General features: G+C 37.1%; 21 protein-coding genes. 1 reads left to right on the forward strand and 20 read right to left on the reverse strand.

Features of this window, described 5'->3' with window-relative positions:
• Positions 1-13: 13 nt before the first annotated feature.
• The 13 genes from D569_RS0107330 to argC form a co-directional block, all read right to left on the reverse strand.
• The gene (locus D569_RS0107330; RefSeq protein ID WP_018931763.1) at positions 14-895 is read right to left on the reverse strand and encodes a carbohydrate ABC transporter permease; all 882 of its coding nucleotides are present in this window, start codon (positions 893-895) and stop codon (positions 14-16) included.
• A 60-nt stretch (positions 896-955) separates the two neighbouring features.
• Positions 956-2221 carry an extracellular solute-binding protein gene (locus D569_RS0107335; protein WP_156822914.1) on the reverse strand — a complete coding sequence of 422 codons (1266 nt, stop codon included), beginning with the start codon at positions 2219-2221 and terminating at the stop codon, positions 956-958.
• Between the two features lie 705 nt (positions 2222-2926).
• Complete coding sequence (locus D569_RS22660) at positions 2927-4213, reverse strand: arabinan endo-1,5-alpha-L-arabinosidase (RefSeq protein ID WP_018931765.1); 1287 nt, start codon at positions 4211-4213, stop codon at positions 2927-2929.
• A gap of 61 nt (positions 4214-4274) precedes the next feature.
• Positions 4275-5390, reverse strand: a complete 1116-nt coding sequence (locus D569_RS0107345; protein ID WP_018931766.1) for a GntR family transcriptional regulator — start codon at positions 5388-5390, stop codon at positions 4275-4277.
• Positions 5391-5612: 222 nt separating this feature from the next.
• Positions 5613-6731: a GntR family transcriptional regulator gene (locus D569_RS0107350; protein WP_018931767.1), complete on the reverse strand. Its 1119-nt coding sequence runs from the start codon at positions 6729-6731 to the stop codon at positions 5613-5615.
• A 718-nt stretch (positions 6732-7449) separates the two neighbouring features.
• A complete protein-coding gene (gene araA / locus D569_RS0107355; protein ID WP_018931768.1) occupies positions 7450-8934 on the reverse strand; it encodes an L-arabinose isomerase in 1485 nt (494 codons plus the stop codon).
• Positions 8935-8975: 41 nt separating this feature from the next.
• Positions 8976-9671, reverse strand: coding sequence for an L-ribulose-5-phosphate 4-epimerase (gene araD, locus D569_RS0107360; RefSeq protein ID WP_018931769.1), 696 nt, complete (start codon positions 9669-9671; stop codon positions 8976-8978).
• Between the two features lie 328 nt (positions 9672-9999).
• The gene (locus D569_RS22665) at positions 10000-10746 is read right to left on the reverse strand and encodes a C40 family peptidase (RefSeq protein WP_018931770.1); all 747 of its coding nucleotides are present in this window, start codon (positions 10744-10746) and stop codon (positions 10000-10002) included.
• Between the two features lie 289 nt (positions 10747-11035).
• Positions 11036-11935, reverse strand: coding sequence for a formyltetrahydrofolate deformylase (purU, locus tag D569_RS0107370; RefSeq protein WP_018931771.1), 900 nt, complete (start codon positions 11933-11935; stop codon positions 11036-11038).
• 66 nt (positions 11936-12001) lie between these two features.
• A complete protein-coding gene (locus tag D569_RS0107375) occupies positions 12002-13174 on the reverse strand; it encodes an aspartate aminotransferase family protein (protein ID WP_018931772.1) in 1173 nt (390 codons plus the stop codon).
• Positions 13167-13970 carry an acetylglutamate kinase gene (gene argB, locus D569_RS0107380; protein WP_018931773.1) on the reverse strand — a complete coding sequence of 268 codons (804 nt, stop codon included), beginning with the start codon at positions 13968-13970 and terminating at the stop codon, positions 13167-13169. Before argB ends, D569_RS0107375 begins: the two co-directional genes overlap by 8 nt.
• A 12-nt stretch (positions 13971-13982) precedes the next feature.
• Positions 13983-15206 (reverse strand): bifunctional ornithine acetyltransferase/N-acetylglutamate synthase, encoded by a 1224-nt coding sequence (gene argJ / locus D569_RS0107385; protein WP_018931774.1) that lies wholly within the window; start codon positions 15204-15206, stop codon positions 13983-13985.
• Positions 15207-15222: 16 nt separating this feature from the next.
• Positions 15223-16263: an N-acetyl-gamma-glutamyl-phosphate reductase gene (gene argC, locus D569_RS0107390; RefSeq protein WP_033404741.1), complete on the reverse strand. Its 1041-nt coding sequence runs from the start codon at positions 16261-16263 to the stop codon at positions 15223-15225.
• A 420-nt stretch (positions 16264-16683) separates the two neighbouring features.
• Here argC and sinI point away from each other — a divergent pair, with 420 nt between their 5' ends.
• Positions 16684-16821, forward strand: a complete 138-nt coding sequence (gene sinI, locus D569_RS24330; RefSeq protein ID WP_018931777.1) for a DNA-binding anti-repressor SinI — start codon at positions 16684-16686, stop codon at positions 16819-16821.
• Here sinI and D569_RS0107405 read toward each other — a convergent pair.
• The 7 genes from D569_RS0107405 to D569_RS0107435 all read right to left on the reverse strand — a co-directional run bounded on the left by D569_RS0107405 (position 16816) and on the right by D569_RS0107435 (position 24373).
• Entirely contained in the window at positions 16816-17484 is a 669-nt protein-coding gene (locus D569_RS0107405; RefSeq protein ID WP_018931778.1) for a response regulator transcription factor, read from the reverse strand. The two genes, sinI and D569_RS0107405, sit on opposite strands and share 6 nt — an antisense overlap.
• Before the next feature lie 5 nt (positions 17485-17489).
• Positions 17490-18668 carry a sensor histidine kinase gene (locus tag D569_RS0107410; RefSeq protein WP_018931779.1) on the reverse strand — a complete coding sequence of 393 codons (1179 nt, stop codon included), beginning with the start codon at positions 18666-18668 and terminating at the stop codon, positions 17490-17492.
• 332 nt (positions 18669-19000) lie between these two features.
• Positions 19001-20596 carry a xylulokinase gene (locus D569_RS0107415; RefSeq protein WP_018931780.1) on the reverse strand — a complete coding sequence of 532 codons (1596 nt, stop codon included), beginning with the start codon at positions 20594-20596 and terminating at the stop codon, positions 19001-19003.
• 316 nt (positions 20597-20912) lie between these two features.
• On the reverse strand, positions 20913-21827 hold the full coding sequence (locus tag D569_RS0107420) for a fumarylacetoacetate hydrolase family protein (RefSeq protein ID WP_018931781.1): 915 nt from the start codon (positions 21825-21827) through the stop codon (positions 20913-20915).
• Positions 21828-22052: 225 nt separating this feature from the next.
• The gene (locus tag D569_RS0107425; protein WP_018931782.1) at positions 22053-22775 is read right to left on the reverse strand and encodes an amino acid ABC transporter ATP-binding protein; all 723 of its coding nucleotides are present in this window, start codon (positions 22773-22775) and stop codon (positions 22053-22055) included.
• Positions 22772-23428, reverse strand: a complete 657-nt coding sequence (locus D569_RS0107430) for an amino acid ABC transporter permease (RefSeq protein ID WP_018931783.1) — start codon at positions 23426-23428, stop codon at positions 22772-22774. The genes D569_RS0107425 and D569_RS0107430 overlap by 4 nt, the downstream gene beginning before the upstream one ends.
• A gap of 132 nt (positions 23429-23560) precedes the next feature.
• Positions 23561-24373 (reverse strand): basic amino acid ABC transporter substrate-binding protein, encoded by an 813-nt coding sequence (locus tag D569_RS0107435; protein WP_018931784.1) that lies wholly within the window; start codon positions 24371-24373, stop codon positions 23561-23563.
• Positions 24374-24646 lie beyond the last annotated feature (273 nt).

Raw genomic sequence — 24646 nt, forward strand, 5'->3', positions numbered from 1 at the left:
CATTAATCCTTTATTATGTCGTTGCATTTTTATTCATGATGTAATATTGAATAGCTGAAATAACAAGTAGTACCAGCCCTAGCATTACCGCCATTGCAGAAGCCACACCTGCAATTGATTCACCATGACTAAATGCTAAATCACGTATATACATCATTAACACTGTAGTGCTTTGACGCGGTCCGCCATCTGTCATCATTAATGGTTGGGCAAATACATTGAAAGCGCCGGCAGTAGTCATGACCATTGTGTAAATTAGTGGAAATTTAATGGATGGTAACGTAACATTCCAAAACTTACGGATTGGCCCCGCACCATCAATTTCAGCCGATTCATATAGATCCTTAGAGACTCCATTAATACCAGCTCGATAAATAATCATATTTCCACCAATACCAGCCCAAACAGTAATAATAATGATTGTTATCCAAGCATATGGTTGAGTTGCCGTCCATACTTGCTCCGAACCAAACATATTGTTAACTACACCTAGTTGCTTATTAAAGATTAATGACCATATTAAGGCTGCTGCTGAGATAGAAACTAATCCCGGAATATAAATCAATGTTTGGAATAGACTTGTAAATTTCACTTCCTTATGTTCTAAAGCTACAGCAATCATTAAAGGTATAACAATCATTAATGGAACACTTAATCCAACAAAAATCAAGGTGTTCTTCATCCCGTTGAAAAATTGACTGTAAAAAGTAGAATCACTGTTCGCTAATATTGTTTTATAATTATCCAGTCCTACCCATTCAGGACTGCCAACCAAATTCCAATTCGTAAATGAAGCATATATACCATAGATGGATGGTATTAAAATAAATACGATAAACAAGATAATGTGTGGCCCAACAAAGAACAGCGGAGCAAATTTACCATGTTCTTTCATTCATATGACCTCCTTTGTTAAAAGTAATGTGTCAAAAAGCTGACACATTACTTATTTGGATTATTCTTCAGATAATTCTTCTTCTAGTTCATCTTCGTCTAAGAGTTCTGTATTCTCCATATCCAACGAACCTTCAGCTACTTTGTCTTCTACAAATTTTTGCATTTCTTCTAGCCCTGTATTAATATCCATTTCACCATGTACAAGGTCTGCTACATAGTTGTCCATAGCTTCTTGTACATAGGGGTAGTGCTCGTAGGTATAAATATAAAGGGAATCCTCTTGTTCCTGAGTTGAAGTAAAGAATGATTGCATGTAATTTTCATATTCAGGACTTTCAATTACATCTTGACTCGCTACAATCTGTCCTGCTTCTGCCCATTCAATTGAATTTTCACGGACAAACTCTAAAAAGTCTGCAATTCCCTGCTCTTTCTCTTCTGATCTCTCTTCATTACTTAACATGGCAAACAAGTGAGCTGAAGATCGATTATGGAAAGTATCCGGTTCAAAAGCATATATATTTGTTACACCAAAGTTGAGATCTTCTACTTGTGCATGCCCTGTTGAACTCCAAGTACCGTCAGTGGAGAATAAGACATTACCTGATTGGAACATTAAATACCCATCTTCCCCGTATGGTGTCATTAATCCTGCATCATTTAGCTCTTTCACCGCTTCTATAGATTCCCGCATTGCATCCGTATTAACTGCCGGCTCACCGTTTTCTTGAATGTCTCCACCTAAATTTTGTATTTGAGCTAATAAAACCCAGCTTAATAGTGCATCATTTAATACATAGTCACCTTCCTCTAATTGACCTTGTAAGGAAAGCATTTCGTCAAATGTTACTACGTTGTCGTCAAGCCAATGTTCGACATCATACTTTTCTAATAAGTCTTGATTATAATACATTGCACTACCGTGAATATCTAACGGGATAGTATACTGTGTACCGTCCACTTCTCCAGCAGACCAAGCTTCTTCAATATAATTATCTGCGTTCAATTCTGGTTGCGCTTCCATTATTTCTGTCACAGGCTCTAACAAATCTTGTTTCACAAAGCTCGGTACACGGTCCGCATGTATAATAGATAAATCCGGAATACCATTTCCTGAGTTCAATACAGTATACATCTTCGTGTACATATCTGATGTGATAATGTGTTTCACTTCTATTTCAGGTTCTGTTGCATTATAATCTTCAACAAGTTGGTCCATATATGCACCATCATCCCCTGTTAATGGTGTCCAAAATTGAATAGTATTTTCATCATTTCCTCCACACGCCGCTAAGAATACCGCCACTAAAGTTAACATCACCATTAATAATTTCTTCACATTTACCCCTCCATTTATCGAATGATTAACAAAAACATTCATCTCATAACCCGCATAATCAAGCGCTTACATTTTTCGCCTCCTTTGCAATATTCAAAAAAGACACCAGTTAAACTTGCTCATACCAACAGTTTTATTGCCGTATACGCGGACGTATTGGGCACTTTCAAAAAATTGTACGTATGAGATAACTTGACTTCAGTATATCCGATGCCTATTGTTTTTTCAATACTTTTTTATTAATGTAAATAATTATTTTTTGGTGTTATTCAACATAATTGTTAAATAAAATGAATAAAATAGATACTTATGACAAGGTAAGATTTTTATTTAGCATACACAGTTTATACCGGAGAACAGATGATATGAAGAAGGTAGGATTTTAGATCAATGTTCATCACTGAACGTGGCTAACCTTAGGGACACTCCTTGAAAAGCGAAGTATTAGTTGGAGCGTTGCAAATACATTAAACATTTCCAAATAACTACTTCGCTTAACGCAGTCATTGCACTTTTTAACTTATAAGAAAAGCGAACCAATGATGACTTATCGTAGGGCGATTCGTGAAGTCGCCTAGTTTTTGGGCGCACGGAGCTAGACATCTGCGCAAATTTTATGCTTTCCTTATATATAAAAAAAGGCAATAACCAGTACAGGTTCATTACCTTTTGCTCCTTGATAATTTCTATTCATTTTATTTTTTTCGCTATTGAAACGATACCTTCCTTGTTTTTCCCCATGAAAACAACCGTTTCATTCCAATTTTCCCAATCCCAAGCTTTCATTACCAGACCATTAACGACTTCATCTTTAAGTTGTACAGTATAATTATCTTCACTTAAAGAAATCCAATGTTTCCTTGTTAATAAGAAAAGAGATGCATGATCTTGACCATCATTATAAGGATCGACAGTCATCCATTCCCATTCTCCCTCAAGGTCTACTACATCAGGTTGATCAGATTCTTCACCTGCAAACCTTTCCGGAGAGACAAGTGGCCAACCATCATTCGTCCAACCAATTTTTCTAATGTGTAAATAATGCCAACGTTTATCTTTGGGTGCACGAATATGGTGGCAAATATAATGTTGACCTTCGTCTGTTAACACCGAATTATGTCCTGGAGCAACCCAACCATCATCCCCAAGAAATTGGTATCCTCCTAGAAGCTTCATCCCTATCTCGTACTGCGGAGATTCAAGATCCGTCATCTTATTCCCCATAAAATCATAGTAAGGACCTTCTATTAATTTCGAACGGGCGACACGAATATTGTAATTAGAAAACAACGAATCATAAGATACAAATAAATAATAATATTGAAACACAGGGTGATATAAAATATAAGGGCCTTCTAGAGCCCTATCGACACTTTTATTACGCTGGGCAATTAATCTACCTCGACCAGAGTGTTTTAGCTTACCAGTTTTAGGATTGATTTCTGCAACATATAATCCTCCAAAGAAAGAACCATAAACCATCCATGGTGTACCGTCCTCATCAAATGTAATATTAGGATCAATAGCATTAGGACCGTCTGTACCCTGTTCTGATTTATATACTTCTCCTAGATCTTGATAAGGACCCTCGATATCCTTACTTGTTGCAACGCCGATAAAAGATTGCGTCTTGCCAAACTGACTTGCAGCATAATACATAAAATATGTATCGTCATATTTGACAACTTCTGGCGCCCATAAACCTTTAGCACCTGTCCATTGTTTAGCTTCTTCCGGGACCCCTTCTGAGAAAGCCCTGCCGACCCATTGCCAATTAATTAAGTCTTCCGATTTCCGTATTTGAATGCCAGCTTTAAATTCACCACCAAATTGAGCATCTGTTGAAAAAACATAGTACCAATCACCCACTCTAATAATGGCAGGGTCATGAACATTATTAGTCGTCCATTTTGATTCATCATTAAGAACTGATTCATTGTATAAGGAATCTTTTGGTATATTAGTGGCGTTAATCATGCTAACACTCCTATCTATCAACATATTGATTGTACATTAGTGCAAACGTTTATCTCCATACTTAAGTCGTTATCTTTGGATTTGTAGTAGACTGCCTTACAACCAACTCAGGCTTATATAGTTTGGATAATGGATCAAAGGTTTGATTCACTTCTTTCCCCTTAATCATTTGGATAATTGCTTTTGCAGCATCTAGACCTAATTGATTTTTGGGATGCTTAACAGACGTCAGTTTAACCTCTGAAATTTCAACTAGCAAAGAATCATCGAATCCGATCAAGGATAATTGATCAGGAATTTTAATACCTGCTTCTCTTACTTCATCCATTAATTGCAGTACTAATTGGTCATTGTAACAGACAATTGCCGTTGGTTTTTCTTCTTTTAACTTAAACAATCGTTGTAATTCCTTTTTCGGTTTTGTCAATTGGTCTTCTGAGTTGTACGTCACAATATTTCTAGTGTCCAAAGGAATATTTAATTCTCTATGGGCCTTAATGAAACCTTTTAATCTTTTTTGACCTTGTGCATCATCAGTCTTGTACATACAAGCTATCTTTTGATGACCTAAATCCATTAAATGTCGAGCTTGTAAATAGCCACCTATTACATCATCCACCATAAAGTAAACTGGTTCCAACTCTTCATAAATGGCGTTAATCATCACATATGGAATGTTAGCTCTTTCTAAATTCAAATAATATTTTAGATTAGGAGTTGCTGAAGCACTATGTGTAGGCTCAATAATTACTCCATCATAATTACCTGTTAACAATTTACTTAAGATCTTTTGTTCCTGTTCATACTTGTTGTTTGTATTAAAAATACTAACGTGATACCCTTGTTCACTTAAATAGGCTTCAGCTCCGCGAATGATCGAAGGAAAGATATAATCAGAAATATATGTAGTTACAATTGCAATATTTTTGTTTGGTAGTATAGTTGAAGAACTTTTTTCTCTCTGCGAACGATCCGCACAGAAAGTACCTGCTCCTTGCTCACGATATAACCATCCGTCATTCACCAATTCCCCTATCGCCACTCTGACTGTGTGTCTACTAACATCGAACTGTCGCATAAGTTCACTTTCAGAACTAATTTTCTCATGTGGCTGAATTAACCCTTCCAGAATCTTTGATTTTATCAATTGTTTAATCTTTTTATATTTAGCCTCCATATTTTCGGATCCCCCTAATCTTCAGTACACAAACAACTACTTACTTCTCCCAACAATGAAAGTTTACTGATGATAGCACCATTTAAAAACTTCCTTTATTATAGAAACCAATTATTTTTGTTTAGCAAACGGTTACACTTCAATTTTTAACATATGCACACACGCACCAACTTCTTAAAATGCGTGTATACATTCGGTAATAATCCAGTATAAAAAAGTCTTTTACTTTTTTGTAAGTGGCTTGGTTGAGTTACGGATAATCAGCTCAGGATCAAAACGGATTAGATCGTTTTCCATGTTTTGTTGTTTCTTGGAACTTTTATTTCGCTTCACCATGTCTAGAATAACTTTTGCTGCTAATTCACCCATTTCACTTTTTGGATGGCTTACAGTAGTTAATTTCACTTCCGTTATTTCAGCCATAAATGAATCATCAAATCCTACAATAGAAATATCTTCTGGTACTTTTAATTGTGATTCTCTTAAAACATCCAATAAATTAATAGCCAACTCATCGTTATAACATACAATTGCTGTTGGACGTTTTTCTTCTGGTTCACTTAATATCTGTTTTAACACCTCAACTGGTTTGACTGACTTTTCTTCGGTATTATAAGTCACAATATTGTGAGGAAATATTTCGATATGATGCTTACGATGTGCTTTTAAATACCCTTTCATTCGTTTCGTTCCTTGGATATCATCATTCTTAAAAAAGCCAACAATATTCTGGTGACCAAGTTCAATTAAGTGCTCTGTCTGCATAAACCCACCCTTTTCATCATCCACTACAATATGAAAAGGCTCTAATTCGTCATAGTATGCATTGATCATTAAATAAGGAATATTTTCTCGTTCAAGATTTAAGTAATAATTAATATTAGGATTGCTTATCGCACTTCGGGTTGGTTCAATAATAACACCATCGAAATGTTGCATGAGGATTTTTTCCAAAAACTTCCTTTCGTTATCATGATCATTATTTGTACTAAACAGACTTACTTGATAGCCATGCTTACTTAAATATGATTCAGCTCCTCTAATAATTGATGGGAAAATATAATCGGATAAATACGTTGTAATAAGTGCAATATTTTTCTGATCAACCATCGATTGTGAATTATTCTTTGAACGATCAGCACAAAAAGTACCCGCACCCTGTTCCCGGTATAGCCATCCTTGGTTAACGAGATCACCAATTGCTAATCGTACTGTATGTCTGCTTACACCAAATTCCTTCATTAGTTCGCTTTCGGAACTGATTTTCTGATGTGGTTGATATGTACCATCTAATATTCGGGACTTAATTGCTTCTTTTACTATACTGTATTTTGTCTGCATTGCTCGCACCTCATTTTTTACCTTATCTACTATAAGGATAAAGGTTTAACTAACTGTGTCAAGTTCTTTCGGAATAACAGTATGATCATCAGCTCGATCAAATAGACCTATATTCCCATAAAAAGCAAATAGGCAGGCAGTTGATACAAACTGCGAAGTTGTGAAAATTTAGAAAAGGGAAGCTTTCTCCCATTCTGATTAATGATGAGTGCTCGATCGACGCTGCGGAAAAATACTCCCTTTCCAGGGGCACAGCCTCAGCTAACTTGGTAAGAAAATCACTTTACCAAGTTAGCTGAGGCTCGTGCTATTCCCCTAGGAGTGTCGCATTTTTCCGCAGCTTAGAATAGTGTTCTAATAAAATAACAGGAAATCCAAAGGAAACAGTTCCCTAAGTTCTATTCTTACAATAATCAGAGCACTAAAATCAGCGTAGGCAGAATACGGAGACTCCTATGGGAACTCACGCGAGCTGAAGACCCCGCAGGAAAGCGATTTTTGCTTTCCGAGGAGGCTGAGGCCGTGCCCATGGAAAGCGCAGTATTCTGCCGGAGCGGTTTGTCAGCACTCCCAAAGGGAAGAATGGAAGAGAGCAAATCAACGGCAACGTTACTTCGCAGTTTATGTAATCTGTGGTGATACAAAAACTAAAAGTATACACGCGTTTCACTTAATGTGGTGGAAACGCGTGTATATTTTCAAGCTATCTCATATGATCTTAGCGATAAACTGCTTCATTCCATTTTAGTTCATTACGGAATTGACGAAGTTTCGTGTCTTTATCAATGACTACACATTCGATTTTTGCCATGTTAGCAAAATCATATAATTGTTCGGTTGTCACATCAAACGAGAATACGGTATGGTGTGCTCCACCTGCGTAAATCCATGCTTCTGTTGCCTCACTTAGTGATGGTTCAGGCTTCCACAACACTTTCGCAACAGGTAAGTTTGGTGTTTCAATCTCAGGTTGTTCTGCTTTCACTTCATTAATTACTAGACGATAACGACCTCCCATTTCAATAAGAGATGCGTTAACAGCATCGCCACCACGTCCATCAAATACAAGACGAGCTGGATCTTCTTTACCACCAATACCTAATGGGTTAACAACGATTTTAGGTTTTGTTGCAGATACAGTTGGGCAGATTTCCAACATATGAGAGCCTAAAATCATCTCATTACCTGGTTCAAGGTGATACGTATAATCCTCCATAAAGGATGTACCTTCATTACCAGCAATAATTTTCATGAAACGAAGTAAAGCAGCTGTTCTCCAGTCACCTTCCCCAGCAAAGCCGTAACCTTCTGCCATTAAACGTTGTGCTGCAAGACCAGGTAATTGTTTCATACCATGTAAGTCTTCAAAGTTTGTCGTGAATGCTGTATAATTCCCTTTTTTCAAGAACGATTTTAATCCTAACTCAATTTTTCCTTGGTATAAAATAGAGTCACGGATTGGACCTGGTTCACTTGCTTCTGCAGGTAATTCATAAAGCTCTTCGTATTCTTTGTATAATGCATTTAATTCTTCATCTGTTACTTGATCCATCTCTTCAACTAGGTCACCAATACCATAGTAATCAACGGTCCAGCCAAATTTGATTTGAGCTTCGATTTTATCCCCGTCTGTTACAGCAACATTGCGCATATTGTCACCAAAGCGAGCAACACGTATATTGCTTCCTTCAGCAACTGCAACAGCTGTCTTCATCCAATCTGAAACTTTTGTTGTCACATCTTTGCTTTGCCAATGACCTACTACTACTTTTCGAGAAACATCCATTCGAGTACCAATAAAACCATATTCTCTGTCACCATGTGCTGCTTGGTTTAAGTTCATGAAATCCATATCAATGCTTTCCCATGGAATATCGCGATTAAACTGTGTATGCAAGTGTAACAAAGGTTTTTGCAACGCCTTTAGGCCAGCGATCCACATTTTTGCTGGAGAGAATGTGTGCATCCAAGTGATCACACCTGCACAATTTTCATCTGCATTTGCTTTCTGCATTAAGCTGTGAATATCTGGTGCTGTTGTAAGTACCTCTTTAAATTCTACTTCAAAAGGTAAGTTACCTTCTTTATTTAATCCAGCTACTACCTCTTTTGAATTATTTGCTACTTCTTGCAGCGTTTCTTCTCCATATAAATGTTGACTACCTGTTACGAACCAAAATGTATAAGGACGTACTTCTAACATGATATTTCCTCCTCTATTGTGTTCAAATTCTTGAATATTTTTTACTTTTTATCCTGACCATAGTACGCATTGGCACCATGTTTTCTTAAATAATGTTTATCTAACAAAAATTGGTCCATGTCTTGTGCATGCGGATTAATTTGATACGTATGCAATGCCATCTTGGCAACTTCTTCTAACACTACTGCATTATGAAGTGCCTCATGTGGGTCTTTTCCCCAATTAAATGGTGCATGACTGTGTACTAACACACTTGGGATTTGCAACGGATCGATGTCCTTGAATGTTTCTACAATCACATTACCTGTTTCCCATTCATAGTCACCCGTTACTTCTTCTTTCGTCATACGACGTGTACACGGGATAGTGCCATAAAAGTAATCTGCTTGCGTTGTACCAAGCGCCGGGATACCTTTACCTGCCTGAGCCCAACTCGTCGCCCATGGTGAATGTGTATGCACAACACCACCTATTCCCGGGAATTTTTGATACAACAAGCGATGGGTTGGAGTATCTGAAGATGGCTTCAAGTCACCTTCGACAATATTCCCCTCTAAATCTAATACAACTAAATTATCAGCCTTTAGTTCTTCATATGGTACACCACTAGGCTTAATGACCATCAAACCAGATTCTTTGTCGTATCCGCTTACATTACCCCAAGTAAATGTAACTAAACCATACTTAGGTAGATCCAGGTTTGCTTCCAATACTTGCTGTTTTAATTCTTCAAGCATGCTTACATCCACCCTTTTCTTAATATTCTTTCCTTGTACGTATGTGTAAAAGTAATTATTTCTATCATAATACAATTCGTACGTACATTCAATAAAAAACTTTTAATTTTATCTATTTTAATATAAAGTACTTACTTTTCCATTTCAAAGATAATCGCGAATTAACTATATCACTTGGGTTATACAAAGGTGCCTGATTGCTTACAACCAAATAAAAGACACCAGGATCGGCATTATTCCTGATGTCATGTTATAGATTATATATTCACCTGAATCATTGAATGATTCCAGTAATTTTTTACATCGCATTACTGGATTTTATGTTTCTTTAGGTATCAATCAAAAACTTGACGTCCTGATGCTGATACACTAGCTCAAAATCCTGATTTTCCAACAACTGATGGTATAAATCCTCTGGTGAGAACCATAAATGGTCATTTTCAAAAGTATAATCTGCTCCAAAATGATAACAAATCCATACTAACTTCGAACAATAGATTTTTTCCCATGGTTCATCTAGTTCCTGAGAAAGGTCAAAAGAAAAGGTAGGCTTGTGAATACCTTTTTCCAAATTACTTTTGTATTCCTGGTAATAATCTATTGCATATTGTGCCGCCTTTTCCCCTAATTCAGTTTTTACCGGGCGAAATTGAGCGTGTACTGGATGCTTATCTAGAAACTGCTGGATTGATTTACGTACAATCGCAGGCTCCAAGCCCGGTGATTCAATTAATTCATTTTCATTAATGGCAAGTGCGGAATGCCCCATGTATCCAGTTAATTCTGATTTTACATTATCACTGGCCACTAAAATGTCGCCAGCTTGATAGTTACGCTCTCTCGTTGCATAATAAGTTTTTAATGGATATTGTTCTTTTGCTAATTTATTATCAAACAAGTACTCTATCGTTATTATCGTATTAGGCTTCCGATCACGTAATCGAATCAATACACCATCATCATCAAGCCCGCTAGCCAGCAATATATCATTTTCATACACCTTAAACCGAACACTTTCTAAACATGGTTTCACATACAATAAACCATTACAAATCCACACATCAAAAAACCCCATTACAAACCACCTCACCATAGGATATGACAAAACCAGGTCAAGGGCACTGCAGAAAGCGCCCATTTTGTTATAAAGCACTAGCAACTGAGGAGACTTTTTCTATCAACTTTTAAGATTTACTATCAACTTCGAGGACTTCTCTATCAACTTTTGGGATTTACTATCAACTTCAGGGACTTCTCTATCAACTTCGGGGGCTTCTCTATCAACTTTTGGGATTTACTATCAACTAGCATAAAAAATTAAAAAGCACTCTTACCGCTCTCCACGATAAGAATGCTTTGATCAATTAAAATACGATTGTTTTATTTCCATACACGATAATACGGTCTTCGAGGTGCCATTTAATTGCTCTTGCTAGCACACTACGCTCTACAGATTGACCAATTTTTTTCATTGCTTCGACATTGTCGCGATGATCAACTCGACTGATATCCTGCTCGATAATCGGCCCTTCATCGAGATCGTTGGTAACGTAATGGGAGGTAGCACCGATCAATTTTACCCCACGGTGGTAGGCACGTTCATATGGCTTCGCACCAATAAATGCTGGTAAAAAGGAATGGTGAATATTGATAATTTTATTTTTGAATGTCTCCACAAAATGAGGTGTCAAAATTTGCATATAGCGTGCTAACACAATCACATCTATTTCATATTCTTGTAGTAATTGAATTTGCTTTTCCTCTACCTGTTTACGGATATCCTTATTAGCTGGGATATAATAATAGGGAATACCGAGCCGTTCGACAAACTCACGTGATGTTTCATGATTACTGATCACAAGGCTAATATCTGCCATTAAGTCTCCGCTTTGCCACTCCCAAAGCAACTCTAACAAGCAATGAGGCTCCTTGGAAACAAAGATTGCCATCTTCTTTATTTGATCGACATATTTAAATGTTGCTTCCATATTAAATGCTTCTTTAACTCGTTGAAAATCCGCTTCTAATTTTTCAGCTTGAGCTTTTAAATCATCCATTTCAAATTCAATTCGAATAAAGAACTCACCACCATGTGGGTCAGTAGAGTATTGATTGGATTCAATAATATTAGCGTTATGCTCATATAAAAACTGAGACACGGCTGCCACAATACCAGGTTGATCGGCACAGTTTATTAATAAACGCGCTCTGTTTTTATTTGTTTTCTTAAATGCTTCTATCTTTTCATCTATATAACTTTTCATCTTGATCCCTCTTTACTATAATCGTTCTTTACTACTTTACCACGTTACAGATGATGGTCAAGAGTCTTATGAAAATAATTTATCCATAATGGCTATAAACTGTTCTACTTCTTCTTGTTTTGCCGTTAAAGGTGGCAGTAAACGAACGATTTGTGGCCCTGCAACTAAAATTAATAATTGATGTTCCTCTCTTGCTTTGTTGACATAGTCAATCGCATTACCTTCGACTTCAAGACCGATTAACAAACCTTTACCTCTAACAGACTTTACTTCCTTCTTATCTTCTACTAATTGTTGCAATCCATTCCATAAATCGTCCGATATTTGATTAGCATGCGCTAATATATCTGTTTGGGTAAGGTGGTTAATGGTTGCCAGCCCTGCTGTTGTTACGATTGGATTCCCCCCAAATGTACTTCCGTGTGTACCTGGGGAAAATACTTTTGCGACATGTTCTTTAGCGATGATAGCACCAATTGGAAAACCAGATCCCAGACCTTTTGCCACACTGATTACATCTGGCTCAATACCGTAATGCTGATAGGCAAAAAGTTTACCTGTCCGGCCCATACCTGTCTGAATTTCATCAATCATCAATAAAATATGATGTTCTTTACAGATTGCAGATAGTTTGCTTAGCCATGCAGGATCAGCTGGGATGACCCCTCCTTCACCTTGAACGAGTTCTAATAATACCGCAGCTGGTTTCTGTTTTGCTAGCTCATCAAGTAAACGATCGTCATTAAAAGGTAAATACGCAAAACCGGGTGTTAAAGGGGTAAATCCGTCTTGGATTTTCTTTTGCCCTGTTGCCGATAATGTAGCCATTGTCCGGCCATGAAACGAATTGTTAAAAGTGATGATGAGTGGATTATCCTGTTCTAGTACATCATGCCCGTATTTTTTGGCAATTTTGATTGCTGCTTCATTCGCTTCAGCACCACTATTACAGAAAAACACTTGATCACCACAACTATTTTCCGTTAAGGCCTGTGCTAATTTTTCCTGAGAGGGTATATGATAAAGATTGGAACAATGCCATAGCTTCGACAGTTGTTCCTGGACAGCACGCTCCACCACATCTGGCACATGTCCTAAGTTACACGTTGCAATACCAGAAGAAAAATCTAAATATTTTGTTCCTTGATCATCCCATACGTGACTTCCTTTCCCTTCAACCAAAGTAATCGGAAAACGTCCGTATGTAGACATAACAGGACTTACAGTTTGTTTATACATGCGGCACCTCCTGTTCTAAAGCAATTCTCGTTCCAACTTGTTTCCCTTGCATAAACTCTTCCAAACCATGGTCTGCTGTACCATCCACAATTGATACTTCCCGTACATTTTTACGCAAAGCAGATAATGCAGATTTTACTTTAGGAATCATTCCACCGAAAATTACTTCTTGTTGGATCAATTCATCGATTTTCGTTTCATTTAACTGATGGAATACTTGCTTCTCCCCATTTACTTCATGATAAATCCCGGGAATATCACTAATAAAACATAACTTTGCTTCTAATGCTTGCGCAACTGCTGATGCCGCCATATCAGCATTTATATTATAGCGTTGTCCTGTTCTATCCTTACCAATTGGTGAAACTACTGGGATGAGACCTTGCTCGACAAAGCTTTGTACTAAATTTGTATTCACTTGTATCACTTCTCCTACATAACCAAGAGTGGTATCATCCTTCACCGGCTTTGCTTCTAATAAGTTTCCATCAATTCCACTTACACCAATGGCCTTACCTTCCGCTTCTGCAATTTTACGGACAATGGCTTTATTCATAGAACCACTAAGGGCCATTTCGACGACATCTAATACTTCATTTGTGGTTACACGCAATCCGTTAATAAACGTAGTCTTCACACCTGTTTGCTCTAACAATTGTGAAATTAACGGTCCACCACCATGAACAATAATTGGCTGCCATTTTCCTTTTTGTTGAATCGTCACAATATCTTGATAAAAAGAAGGAGGCAGCTGTTCAAATACACTACCACCACATTTAATCACAACATAATTCACATTCGTTCCTCCTTACGTTCGATAAGAAGCGTTTATTCTGACATATTCATAGGAGAGGTCACAACCCCATGCGGTTGCCTTTCCGTTTGCATCACCCAATTTGGCAAGTATGGTTATTTCATCTTCTAATAAGTATTCTTTTGCCGCATCTTCATCAAATCGATGTGGTACTCCATTTTCGACTACTAAAATATCACCTAAATAAATGCTAACTTTATCAGGATCTAAAGATTCGCCACTATAGCCAATGGCCGTAATAATACGTCCCCAATTCGCATCAGCACCATGAATAGCTGTTTTTACTAAGTTAGAAGAGATAATGGATTTAGCAATGGCTGTTGCCGATTCATCCGTAAACGCACCTTCCACTTGTACTTCTACTAATCTGGTAGCACCTTCTCCATCACGGGCAATTTCTTTTGCTAAGTATTCACAAACAAATTGTAAAGCGTCGTAAAACTTTTGCCACTCTCTATGTTCTGGTGTTAACGCTTGATTTTCTGCTTTTCCATTTGCTAAAACTAATACCATATCATTCGTACTAGTATCTCCGTCAACCGTAATCATATTGAACGACTGGTTCGTAATCGATTTTAATACATCAGATAAATAGGAAGAAGAAATATTAGCATCTGTTGTAACAAAACCAAGCATTGTTGCCATATTCGGATGAATCATGCCTGAACCTTTGGCAGCTCCACCGATCGTAACGGTTTGACCATCTATTTCTAATTCGATTGCAATTCCTTTTTCTTTTGTATCGGTTGTTAAAATGGCTGATTCAAATTTGCTAGCACCAATATGTTTATGGTCAGGTATTTGACTAATACCTTTTTGCAGTTTATCCATTGGTAATAATTCACCAATAAGCCCTGTTGATGCTACAGCCGCCAGATGTTCTTCCACTCCGACTGTTTCAGCGAATAATTTGCGCATATCATAAGCATCTTGCAGCCCCTGTTCACCTGTACAAGCATTGGCAATAGCTGAATTGACAATAATTGCTTGTAACTGCTGTTCCTTTTCGATACTTTCTTGTGTTACTTTAAGTGGTGCTGCTTGAAAGACATTTGTCGTATATACTCCTGCTGCTTGTGCTGGCACTTCTGAATACACCCAGCCTAAATCCATTTTCTTTTTTCGTAGTCCACAATGTAAACCGCCTGCTTGAAACCCCTTTGCAGAGGCAATATTTCCATCTTTCATTAATTTGAATTGTTCTAGCTGAACTTCCATGTCTGTTTTTCACTCCTTAAGGATAAATAGGTAATTGATCCAAGCCTGTTGTCTCTTCCCAGCCGTACATAATATTCATATTTTGAATTGCTTGACCAGATGCTCCTTTAACTAAATTGTCAATGACAGAAACAATAATTAGTTTTCCTGTCCTTTCATCTGCATACAATCCGATATCACAATAGTTACTGCCATAGACCTCTTTCGTTGAAGGCAATACCCCTTCTTTACGTACACGAACGAAAGGGTGGTCTTGATAGTAAGTTTGATAGGTGTCAACCAGTTGTTTCGTAGAATAGTTGCCTTTCATATCCACATACATCGTGCTCATGATTCCTCTTGTCATCGGAACAATATGCGGGGTAAAAATGACTTGCATCTCTTCATTTGCTCGTTCTGATAGCATTTGTTCGATTTCCGGAATATGTTTATGCACCCCAATTTTGTATGCTTTAAAGTTTTCATTCATTTCTGAAAAATGAACATTCAATGATAAACTTCGTCCCGCTCCAGATACTCCTGTTTTCGCATCAATAATGATCGATGATCGATCAACCAACTCTTTTTCGATTGCTGGTATTAACCCTAAAGTCGTTGCTGTTGGATAACAGCCTGGATTTGCAAGAATACTAGCTTGCTTGATAGCTTCATTATTTACCTCTGGCAAGCCATAAACTGCTTTTTCAATATATTCCTGTGATGCGATTTCCTCGCCGTAATACGTCTGGTATTTCTCCCCATCTCGCAAACGAAAATCCCCTGACAAATCAATACATCGCACTCCTTTATCAACTAATGCTGGAATAACGTTTTTGCTAACATTAGACGGTGTTGCAAAAAAGGCGAGTTCTACCTCTTGTGCTAAGGCATCTACATTTAGCTCTGCCATTTTGATATCGATCATATCGACAACATGCGGATATACTTCTGCTAATTCCGTTCCACTATTTGAATGTGAGATAACTTTTTTCACTTGAACATATGGATGGTTATGCAAAAATCGTAATAACTCAACCGCACCATAACCAGTTCCACCTATAATTGCTACATCCACCATATTTCCCCCTAAATTCCGTGTGTGATTAATTTATAATTATACTGCATTTTGTATTTTCATGCAATAATGTTTATAAAAATTTCAGAAATTTATTTCTTTTTTTCGCAATTTCATATAGTTCGTCATGTATCAGCAGGTTTTTGCTCCCTACTCTTACGGTTCTCGCAGTAATTATTATATAGATTGCTACATCCTTTGACAGTGTCGAAGTTGCAAACATTCATTCACCTGTATAAATATCCAAATATACATGAACAATGACAAAAAGTGTGCACTCCTAATGATAATAAGTACTTTAAGCTTATGACTTTTATGACTTAAAAGCTGTAAAGTGATGACTCAAGTTACCTTCTCAAAAATCTGAATTTCCGTTATTATTAAGGTACTAAATATGTAATGAAAAAGGTGAGCAAACACGTTATGACTAATCAAAAACAGCGTTTCGATCCAGAATGGTTAAGATTACTATATTTAGCAAAACAATTAGGTATGAGCAAAGAAGATGTGAGACACTTTTTCCGTGATCTACCGGAAGTAGCACATACGAAATCGTTATAAACTTTTTAACAGCAAAATAGCTTCTGTTCGACCGGATACTCCTAATTTCCGATAAACTTTACTAACATAGTTTTTTACTGTACCTATGGATAGATACATAGAATCAGCAATTTCCTGGTTTGAATATCCGTTTAGTAATCTTTTCAAGATATTGGTTTCTGTGTCGGTAAAGCGAATATTCCGCTCCTTTAAAGCATCTAGAACAGTCTCAAAAGATGACCGAGAGTCGTTCTCACCACTCGTTTCTAATTGTTGCATTAACAGTGGTTGTATGGATTCGGGGATTAATATTTGACCTTTTAACGATTGGTAGATCGCATCAACTAACTGATGAACATCAGTATCTTTTAGTAGGTACCCACTAGCACCATTTTTTAACGCTTTTAATATATAATCATTTTGAGAAAAAGTTGTCAGCATAATTATTTTTATATTAGGATATTTCTCTTTTAATATCTTAGCAGCTGTAATCCCACCCATACTTGGCATACGTATATCCATCAATATAACATCCGGTTTACTTTCTATTGTTTTATTGATCACGTCCTCACCCGAATTAGCTGTCGCAATGACTTCTAAGTCCGATTGCTGATTTAACATTACAGCAAGGCCTTCACATATAATTTTTTGATCATCCGCTATGATAATTTTTATCTTACTCATCGTTTTCACCCTACACTTCGAATTTTATGAACGTTTTTATCTTTCGGTAATTCTATCAAAATATCTATTCCACCCAGTCGTGTGTTGTTAGATTGAAAGATTATTGTTCCACCTGTCTCTTCTACCCTTTCTTTCATGGCAATAAGGCCAAATCCTAATTCCTGCTCTATATTTTTGGAGCCTCTGCCATTATCGCTTAAAGAAAATTGTAAGGTATCATCCACTATCGATAATTGGAATGAAAAAAGGCTTGCTTTTCCGTGTCGCAAACCATTTGTTAATCCTTCTTGCAATGCTCGATATATAACGATTTCCTGACGGGGATTCAACCAACCCTCTGCCACATTCATTTCTACATGAATATCAACATCTGTTTGCTGCTTCGTTTCCTCTAATAAAGCTTCCACTGCATTTTGGAAATCTATAAAAAAATGGTTGCCCTGCAATTCCCGAACGGATTTACGAACTTCATGTAATCCACTCTCTAGGTTTTGGTATACCTGATTAAGTAATTGTTGAGCTTCATTTGGATCTTGGTGGATCAACGTTTTCACCGCATTTAATCCGATTAGTGAAGTGGAAAAAGAGTGACCAATCGAATCATGCATTTCACGAGCAAAACGTTTACGTTCTTGCATAATGATATTTTCTTCTAGTTTTAAAGACGCTGTTTTCATTTTGTCATATGCTTTTTCAAGTTGCTTTTTTTGAAACATAGATATTTTGACAAGATAACTAAAAACAAATACTACTAGAAACTCTGTAATTCTAGGGATGATGAATGACATGTTGGAAAGAGGAGGAAAACCAAATGCAATCCATTTACCAGCAACAAAAAACAGGTAAGCAGCAACCGCAAATGGAATACTGTAATTTAGTGTATGATGATATACCATTTCACCAATTAATATAAGCAAAAATACTTGCGAAATAAAGGATTGATCTAAACTAATAATCACACTAAGTAATACCAATTGGCCTACAAGGAAAAACAAACCTTTGCGATTGTCTAAGTTCAGCTTAAAAATAAAATCTCTGAAATATTGCAACAAAATATAAATCGTGATACAAAGATATAATTCCGGTAACCTTGATTGCTCGTCAAAGGAAAATAAAGGAGCCATTATCAGCAATGTGATAAGGATAGCCCGTGGCATTTTTTTGTCAATAAAGTTATCCATCATAATACCCTCTTCTCCTACTAAATAGTCTTATAAGTGTGACAATTGATTTAGTTTCATTTTACCAAAGTAAGAGGGAATAACAAGTTTTCAATCACAAAATCTACAACTGTCCTCTATATGAGAAGTTAATTATAGTTGAAAAGGAACAAAGGTTACTGTCATAGAAGGAGCAAGTTCTTGTTGCACTTTTTCATAGCGAAGTAATTAATCGGGGAGTGTTACCATAAAATATTTCAAAATAAATCCTTCGTTTAACACGGTCATTGCGCTGATTTCATGTTCTCTTACATACAAAAAAGATAGGAGATGGCGATCCCCTACCTTCCTATCTCTTATCTAAGATTATCTACTGCCGCTCTTTCAATTGCAAGTCCATTCTTATAACGTTCCATAAACTGTTCGTAACCTTTTACATCATTAGCATTTGGTGACACAGTCTTCACGTCTTGACCAGCGAATACTTTTTCATTTAAATAAGCTTCCAAGGTTTCGTTCTCTTCTTTATTCAACATATAAGAACCGAGTAATGCGATGCCCCATGCTCCACCTTCTCCTGCTGTTTCCATAACAGAAACAGGAACATTAAAAGCAGCTGCTAACATGCTTTGCGCCACGCCTTCGGTCTTGAAAATACCACCATGCCCTAAAACTTCATCTAGCTTTACACCTTCTTCTTTGGTTAGAATGTCCATTCCGATTTTCATTGCGCCAAATGATGTATATAAATGCGTACGCATGAAATTAGCAAGGTTGAAATTACTTTCAGAAGTACGAGTAAACAACGGACGCCCTTCTTCAAAATGGGTCATATGTTCACCAGAAAGATAGCCGTAGGATAATAACCCTCCTCCGTCAGCATCTCCTTCTAGCGCCTTTGTAAATAGGGTTTCAAACAACTTATTTTTATCCACTTCGAAACCGATAGCTTGGGTAAATTCTTCAAATAAACCAATCCATGCATTTAAGTCAGATGTACAATTATTAGAGTGTGCCATTGCTACGAGGTCACCTGAAGGTGTTGTCACTAGATCAATCTCCGGGTGTACCTGCGATAAATCCTTCTCCAATACCACCATTGCAAATGCAGAAGTACCGGCAGAAACGTTACCCGTACGCTGTGCCACACTGTTTGTTGCAACCATGCCAGTCCCCGCATCACCTTCTGGCGGGCAAAGTGGAATACCTGCCTTCAATTCGCCGCTAACATCTAATAATTTCGCACCCTCTTCTGTAAGCGTTCCTGCGTTTTCACCAGCTACTAAAACCTCAGGTAAAATGTCTTCCAGCTTCCATGAGAGATTTTGTGGAGCAATCAATTGATTGAACTGATCAACCATGTTTTGATTATAACTTTTGGTTTCTAGGTTGATCGGAAAGACACCAGATGCTTCCCCAACACCAAGCACTTTCTTCCCTGTTAGCTTCCAATGAACATACCCGGCCAATGTTGTTTGAAAGTGGATATCCTGAATATGATCTTCCTGATTTAAAATAGCTTGATATAAATGGGCAATACTCCATCTCTGTGGAATATTATAATTAAACTGTTTGGTCAGTTCTGTTGCAGCCTGTTCTGTAATATTGTTTCGCCATGTACGGAAAGGAACAAGTAGCTGCTCCTCTTTATCGAAAACCATGTAGCCATGCATCATTGCACTAAAGCCGATAGCACCTACTTTTTTGAGCGTAATGCCGTACTGCCTTTTCACGTCAGCCGCCATCTTCTGATAACTGTCTTGGAGCCCTTCCCATACTTCATCAATACTATAAGTCCAAATATTGTCAATATAACTGTTTTCCCAGTCATGACTACCAGATGCAATGACTTCATTATTTTCTCCGACTAGAACTGCTTTAATCCGAGTTGAACCAAGTTCAATACCAAGTATTGTCTTACCACTTTGAATTGCATTATTCACATCATTCATATCATTTTCCCCCAATATTTTAAAAGTTAAGTATATAGCTTTGGATATTAGCGCTTTCATCGAAATTCGTATTAGGTAGAGGATTTTCCTTCTTTACAGCTAGTTACCCTTTATCTAAAAACGACTTCAACTTATCTGCACAAATAATTCATGTTATTGATCTCTTCAAACATCATACCATCCAGCCTATGTAATAGTCAATTTAAATTCGTCCGTACGTGTACAGTCATTAAAATCAGATATAGCTTTGTTAACATGTGGACTGACGTATTGAAAAATTGTCCACAGCGTGTTGACCTGTGGACAATTTTCAGCACTACTTCTTGATGACTTTGTTCTCTAACGTACCAATTTGGTCAATTTCCAGCGTAACAACATCCCCTGGTTGAAGCATTTTAGGCGGATTCATCGCAAACCCTACTCCATCTGGTGTTCCTGTTAAAATGATATCGCCTGGATCTAATGTTATTAAATTGGAAATAAAACTAATTAAATATGGGATATCAAAAATTAAATGTTCTGTATTAGAAGATTGGCGTAATTCACCATTAACATAGGATTTGATTGCTAAATGACTAGGATCGTTTAATGCAGAAGTCGTTACTAGCCAAGGTCCTACTGGTGTAGTATGATCTAATGATTTACCTTGCAACCATTGTGGTGTACGCTTCTGTAAGTCACGTGCTGAAATATCGTTTCCAATTGTATACCCTGCTACGTAATTTAACGCTTCTTCCTTTGCTACTTTTGTTGCCTTTTCACCAATAACAACGGCAAGTTCCACTTCATAATCTAATTTATCTGTAGCTTCTGATTTATGAATCTTATCTTCAGGACCAATTAAGGCGTTGTTAAATTTAGAGAATAAAACTGGGTACTCCGGCAATTCACCGCCCATTTCTTTTACATGATCTCTATAATTTGTTCCGATGCATATAATTTTTGACGGGGTAGGGTTTGGTGTATGCAGGACAACTTCATCGCGTTCAAAAACATGTGTTGTAGAATAGTGCTTGATTTGTTCCAAAAGATTCTCAGCATGTTTAATATGTATATTTGCCTGTTGATAAAATGCATTTGGATCTGCTGGGATAATACTATCTGCCAAAATTTTATGTTGGTCGATCAACTCTTGTTGTGCAGCATGTAAATCAATAACCTTATTATCTTCGACTACGCCAATTCGGCTTTGTGCATAAGGATGTTTTAACTGATAATGAACAAGTTTCATACTGGACCCCTCCTCTAGTTTAAGATCATTTTATCATAGAATAAGCTTTATTTGCTCACAAGGATGCTAAAGCGATCTTAGCTTGAATAGAGATTGCGCTTGACGTTTCCATGGCCAACCTTTTCCGATCTTATTTGGCTTTCCTACCGTAACGACTCGATTGCACTAAAACAAAAACCCGTTTCATCAATTAACGAAACGGGTTCATGCTTATTAAAGTTATGGTTATAACACTTTACTCAAGAATGCTTTTGTTCGTTCATGTTGTGGATTGTCAAATAGTTGTTTTGGTTCGTTTTCTTCTACCACATAACCCTCATCCATGAAAATAACACGGTCGCCAACTTCTTTAGCAAAGCCCATTTCATGAGTAACAACGACCATCGTCATTCCTTCTTCAGCAAGTTGCTTCATAACGCCTAGCACTTCTCCAACCATCTCTGGGTCTAATGCTGAAGTAGGCTCATCAAATAACATCACTTTCGGCTCCATACCTAAAGCTCTCGCAATCGCTACACGTTGTTTCTGACCACCTGAAAGTGATTCTGGATATACATTCGCTTTATCTAAGAGGCCGACTTTTTGAAGTAAATCTTTTGCCTTTTTTTCTGCATCTTGTTTACTCCATTTTTTTACTGTGACGATTGGCAATGTAATGTTTTCCAAAACGCTTTTATGTGGAAAAAGGTTGAACTGTTGAAATACCATTCCAACCTCTGCTCTTAGTTTATTGATGTCTACTTTTTTATCTGTTAATTCCTCACCATCAATCGTTACTGTTCCATCAGTTACCGATTCTATTAAGTTAAGACAGCGTAGAAATGTTGACTTACCTGAACCAGAAGGCCCAATTACAACAACAACTTCCTTTTGCTTGATATCTACATTAATATCCTTCAGCACTTCTAAGTCGCCAAAGGATTTTTTTAAGTGCTTGACAGAGATCATTTTACATCCAACCTTCTTTCTAGATAATTTAATAAGTATGTTAGGCTAAGTGTTAACACTAAGTAGATTAACGCAACCATTAAGTACGGTTCCCATACTCTTAAATATTGTCCGGATGCTGCTCTTCCCCAGTATAATATATCTTGTGCTGCGATCATTGCACCTAGTGATGAATCTTTTAATAAAACGATAAATTCATTCCCTAATGGTGGAATGGAACGTTTAAATGCTTGTGGTAGAAGAACATGACGCATCACTTGGAACTTATTCATACCTAAAGAATGCGCCGCTTCTGCCTGTCCTTTGTCAATTGACTGTAATCCTGCACGGAATATCTCTGCTACATATGCGGAAGAATTCAGTGATAATGTCACCATGACGGAGATGACAGGGGTTGTAGACCCTAGTATTGCTGGTAAAGCAGCATAATGAAATAAAAATAATTGCACAAGCAGAGGAGTACCTCTTAAAAAGTTAATATACCAAACAAATGGCAATCGAACGATCAGAATAGGTGACATTTTCCCTAATGCAATAAAAAAACCGAGTATACAACCCATTAAAACACCGACTACTGACATAAGGATGGTTAAGCCCATACCTTCCATAAAAAATGGGAAGTACTCGACAATAATATCAAACCTAAAGTCCATGTTGTTTGCTCCTTTCTCTCTTATTACTTTGCTTTTTGTTTCCCTTTTTTATTCCTAGTAAAACAGATCCGCTCTTCTTCCCTTACACAAAGGAAAAGCGTAACGGGGTCGCTACGCTTTTTGATTAGTGAATTATTGGGTTAGCGCTTCTGTGTTTGGTTCTACTCCAAACCATTCCTCATAGATTTCTGCATATGTCCCATTATCGATTACAGTTTGAAGAGCTTCATTCACATCTTCCTGAATTTCGCTTCCTTTCGGGAACATGATACCGTAAAATTCTGATTCAAACGTATCAGGATCTGTGATCATTTCAACGTTTGCATCTGGATTATTCGCCACATATTCATCCGCTACTACATTGTCTGTAACAACTGCATCCACATCACCTGATTGCAGGGACATTAATGCTAATGTATTAGAATCATATTTTGAAATATTTTCGTGATTTTTTCCTAAAATCTTTTCAACAGCTTCTGCACCAGTTGTCCCTGATTGGACACCAACTTTTAATTCTTTAATATCTTCCCCACTTGTAATACCTTCTCCTTCACGGAACACTACCTTATGTGTAGATTCAAAATAAGGTGAGGAGAAATCATATGTTTGTTCACGCTCTTCATTTACCGTGATTCCTGCAATAGCAAGGTCAGCGTCACCTTCTTCTACAGAAAGTAACATGGCATCCCAGCCTACGTTCTCTAATTCATAATCATAGCCTGCCTCTTCCATAACGGCAGCTAGTAAATCTATATCAAACCCAACTACTTCCCCTTTATCTAAATAAGAAAAAGGCATAAATCCTGCTTCTGTTACAATAGACAAGGTTTGTTTATCATCTGAACCATTCGTTCCGTCTGTTTGATCTGAACTGTCATCAGTACCACAAGCTACAAGGATCGCTAACAATAAAACAGCGAATCCCTTGATCATCCATTTATTCATAAATATTCACTCCGTTTTTTATTTATACATTTTATAACGATTATCATATAGTATTCAGGTGGTAAATTCAATACTTTTGTCAGAAATTCTAATGTTAAAACAATTCTGAATATTGTCATAATTATAATGTTACATTCCTATTATTTTTAACTACTTAAGAAATATTAGATTTTTTATAAAGCGTATTTTAGTACCAAATTAGTGCTTATGAGGAGGTATTTGGGTACTAAAGCTTGTTTGAAGTACCATTTTGGCTTAACGTGTGTAATTTGG

The sequence above is a fragment of the Gracilibacillus lacisalsi DSM 19029 genome (assembly GCF_000377765.1).
In the GTDB taxonomy this organism is placed as follows: Bacteria; Bacillota; Bacilli; order Bacillales; family Amphibacillaceae; genus Gracilibacillus; species Gracilibacillus lacisalsi.

Excerpts from the sequence above, each read along its gene's own strand:
- D569_RS0107330 (WP_018931763.1), bottom strand. The coding sequence starts at position 895 with ATGAAAGAACATGGTAAATTTGCTCCGCTGTTCTTTGTTGGGCCACAC.
- D569_RS0107335 (WP_156822914.1), bottom strand. The coding sequence starts at position 2,221 with ATGGTGATGTTAACTTTAGTGGCGGTATTCTTAGCGGCGTGTGGAGGA.
- D569_RS22660 (WP_018931765.1), bottom strand. The coding sequence starts at position 4,213 with ATGATTAACGCCACTAATATACCAAAAGATTCCTTATACAATGAATCA.
- D569_RS0107345 (WP_018931766.1), bottom strand. The coding sequence starts at position 5,390 with ATGGAGGCTAAATATAAAAAGATTAAACAATTGATAAAATCAAAGATT.
- D569_RS0107350 (WP_018931767.1), bottom strand. The coding sequence starts at position 6,731 with ATGCAGACAAAATACAGTATAGTAAAAGAAGCAATTAAGTCCCGAATA.
- araA (WP_018931768.1), bottom strand. The coding sequence starts at position 8,934 with ATGTTAGAAGTACGTCCTTATACATTTTGGTTCGTAACAGGTAGTCAA.
- araD (WP_018931769.1), bottom strand. The coding sequence starts at position 9,671 with ATGCTTGAAGAATTAAAACAGCAAGTATTGGAAGCAAACCTGGATCTA.
- D569_RS22665 (WP_018931770.1), bottom strand. The coding sequence starts at position 10,746 with ATGGGGTTTTTTGATGTGTGGATTTGTAATGGTTTATTGTATGTGAAA.
- purU (WP_018931771.1), bottom strand. The coding sequence starts at position 11,935 with ATGAAAAGTTATATAGATGAAAAGATAGAAGCATTTAAGAAAACAAAT.
- D569_RS0107375 (WP_018931772.1), bottom strand. The coding sequence starts at position 13,174 with ATGTATAAACAAACTGTAAGTCCTGTTATGTCTACATACGGACGTTTT.
- argJ (WP_018931774.1), bottom strand. The coding sequence starts at position 15,206 with ATGGAAGTTCAGCTAGAACAATTCAAATTAATGAAAGATGGAAATATT.
- argC (WP_033404741.1), bottom strand. The coding sequence starts at position 16,263 with ATGGTGGATGTAGCAATTATAGGTGGAACTGGTTATGGTGCGGTTGAG.
- sinI (WP_018931777.1), top strand. The coding sequence starts at position 16,684 with ATGACTAATCAAAAACAGCGTTTCGATCCAGAATGGTTAAGATTACTA.
- D569_RS0107405 (WP_018931778.1), bottom strand. The coding sequence starts at position 17,484 with ATGAGTAAGATAAAAATTATCATAGCGGATGATCAAAAAATTATATGT.
- D569_RS0107410 (WP_018931779.1), bottom strand. The coding sequence starts at position 18,668 with ATGATGGATAACTTTATTGACAAAAAAATGCCACGGGCTATCCTTATC.
- D569_RS0107415 (WP_018931780.1), bottom strand. The coding sequence starts at position 20,596 with ATGAATGATGTGAATAATGCAATTCAAAGTGGTAAGACAATACTTGGT.
- D569_RS0107420 (WP_018931781.1), bottom strand. The coding sequence starts at position 21,827 with ATGAAACTTGTTCATTATCAGTTAAAACATCCTTATGCACAAAGCCGA.
- D569_RS0107425 (WP_018931782.1), bottom strand. The coding sequence starts at position 22,775 with ATGATCTCTGTCAAGCACTTAAAAAAATCCTTTGGCGACTTAGAAGTG.
- D569_RS0107430 (WP_018931783.1), bottom strand. The coding sequence starts at position 23,428 with ATGGACTTTAGGTTTGATATTATTGTCGAGTACTTCCCATTTTTTATG.
- D569_RS0107435 (WP_018931784.1), bottom strand. The coding sequence starts at position 24,373 with ATGAATAAATGGATGATCAAGGGATTCGCTGTTTTATTGTTAGCGATC.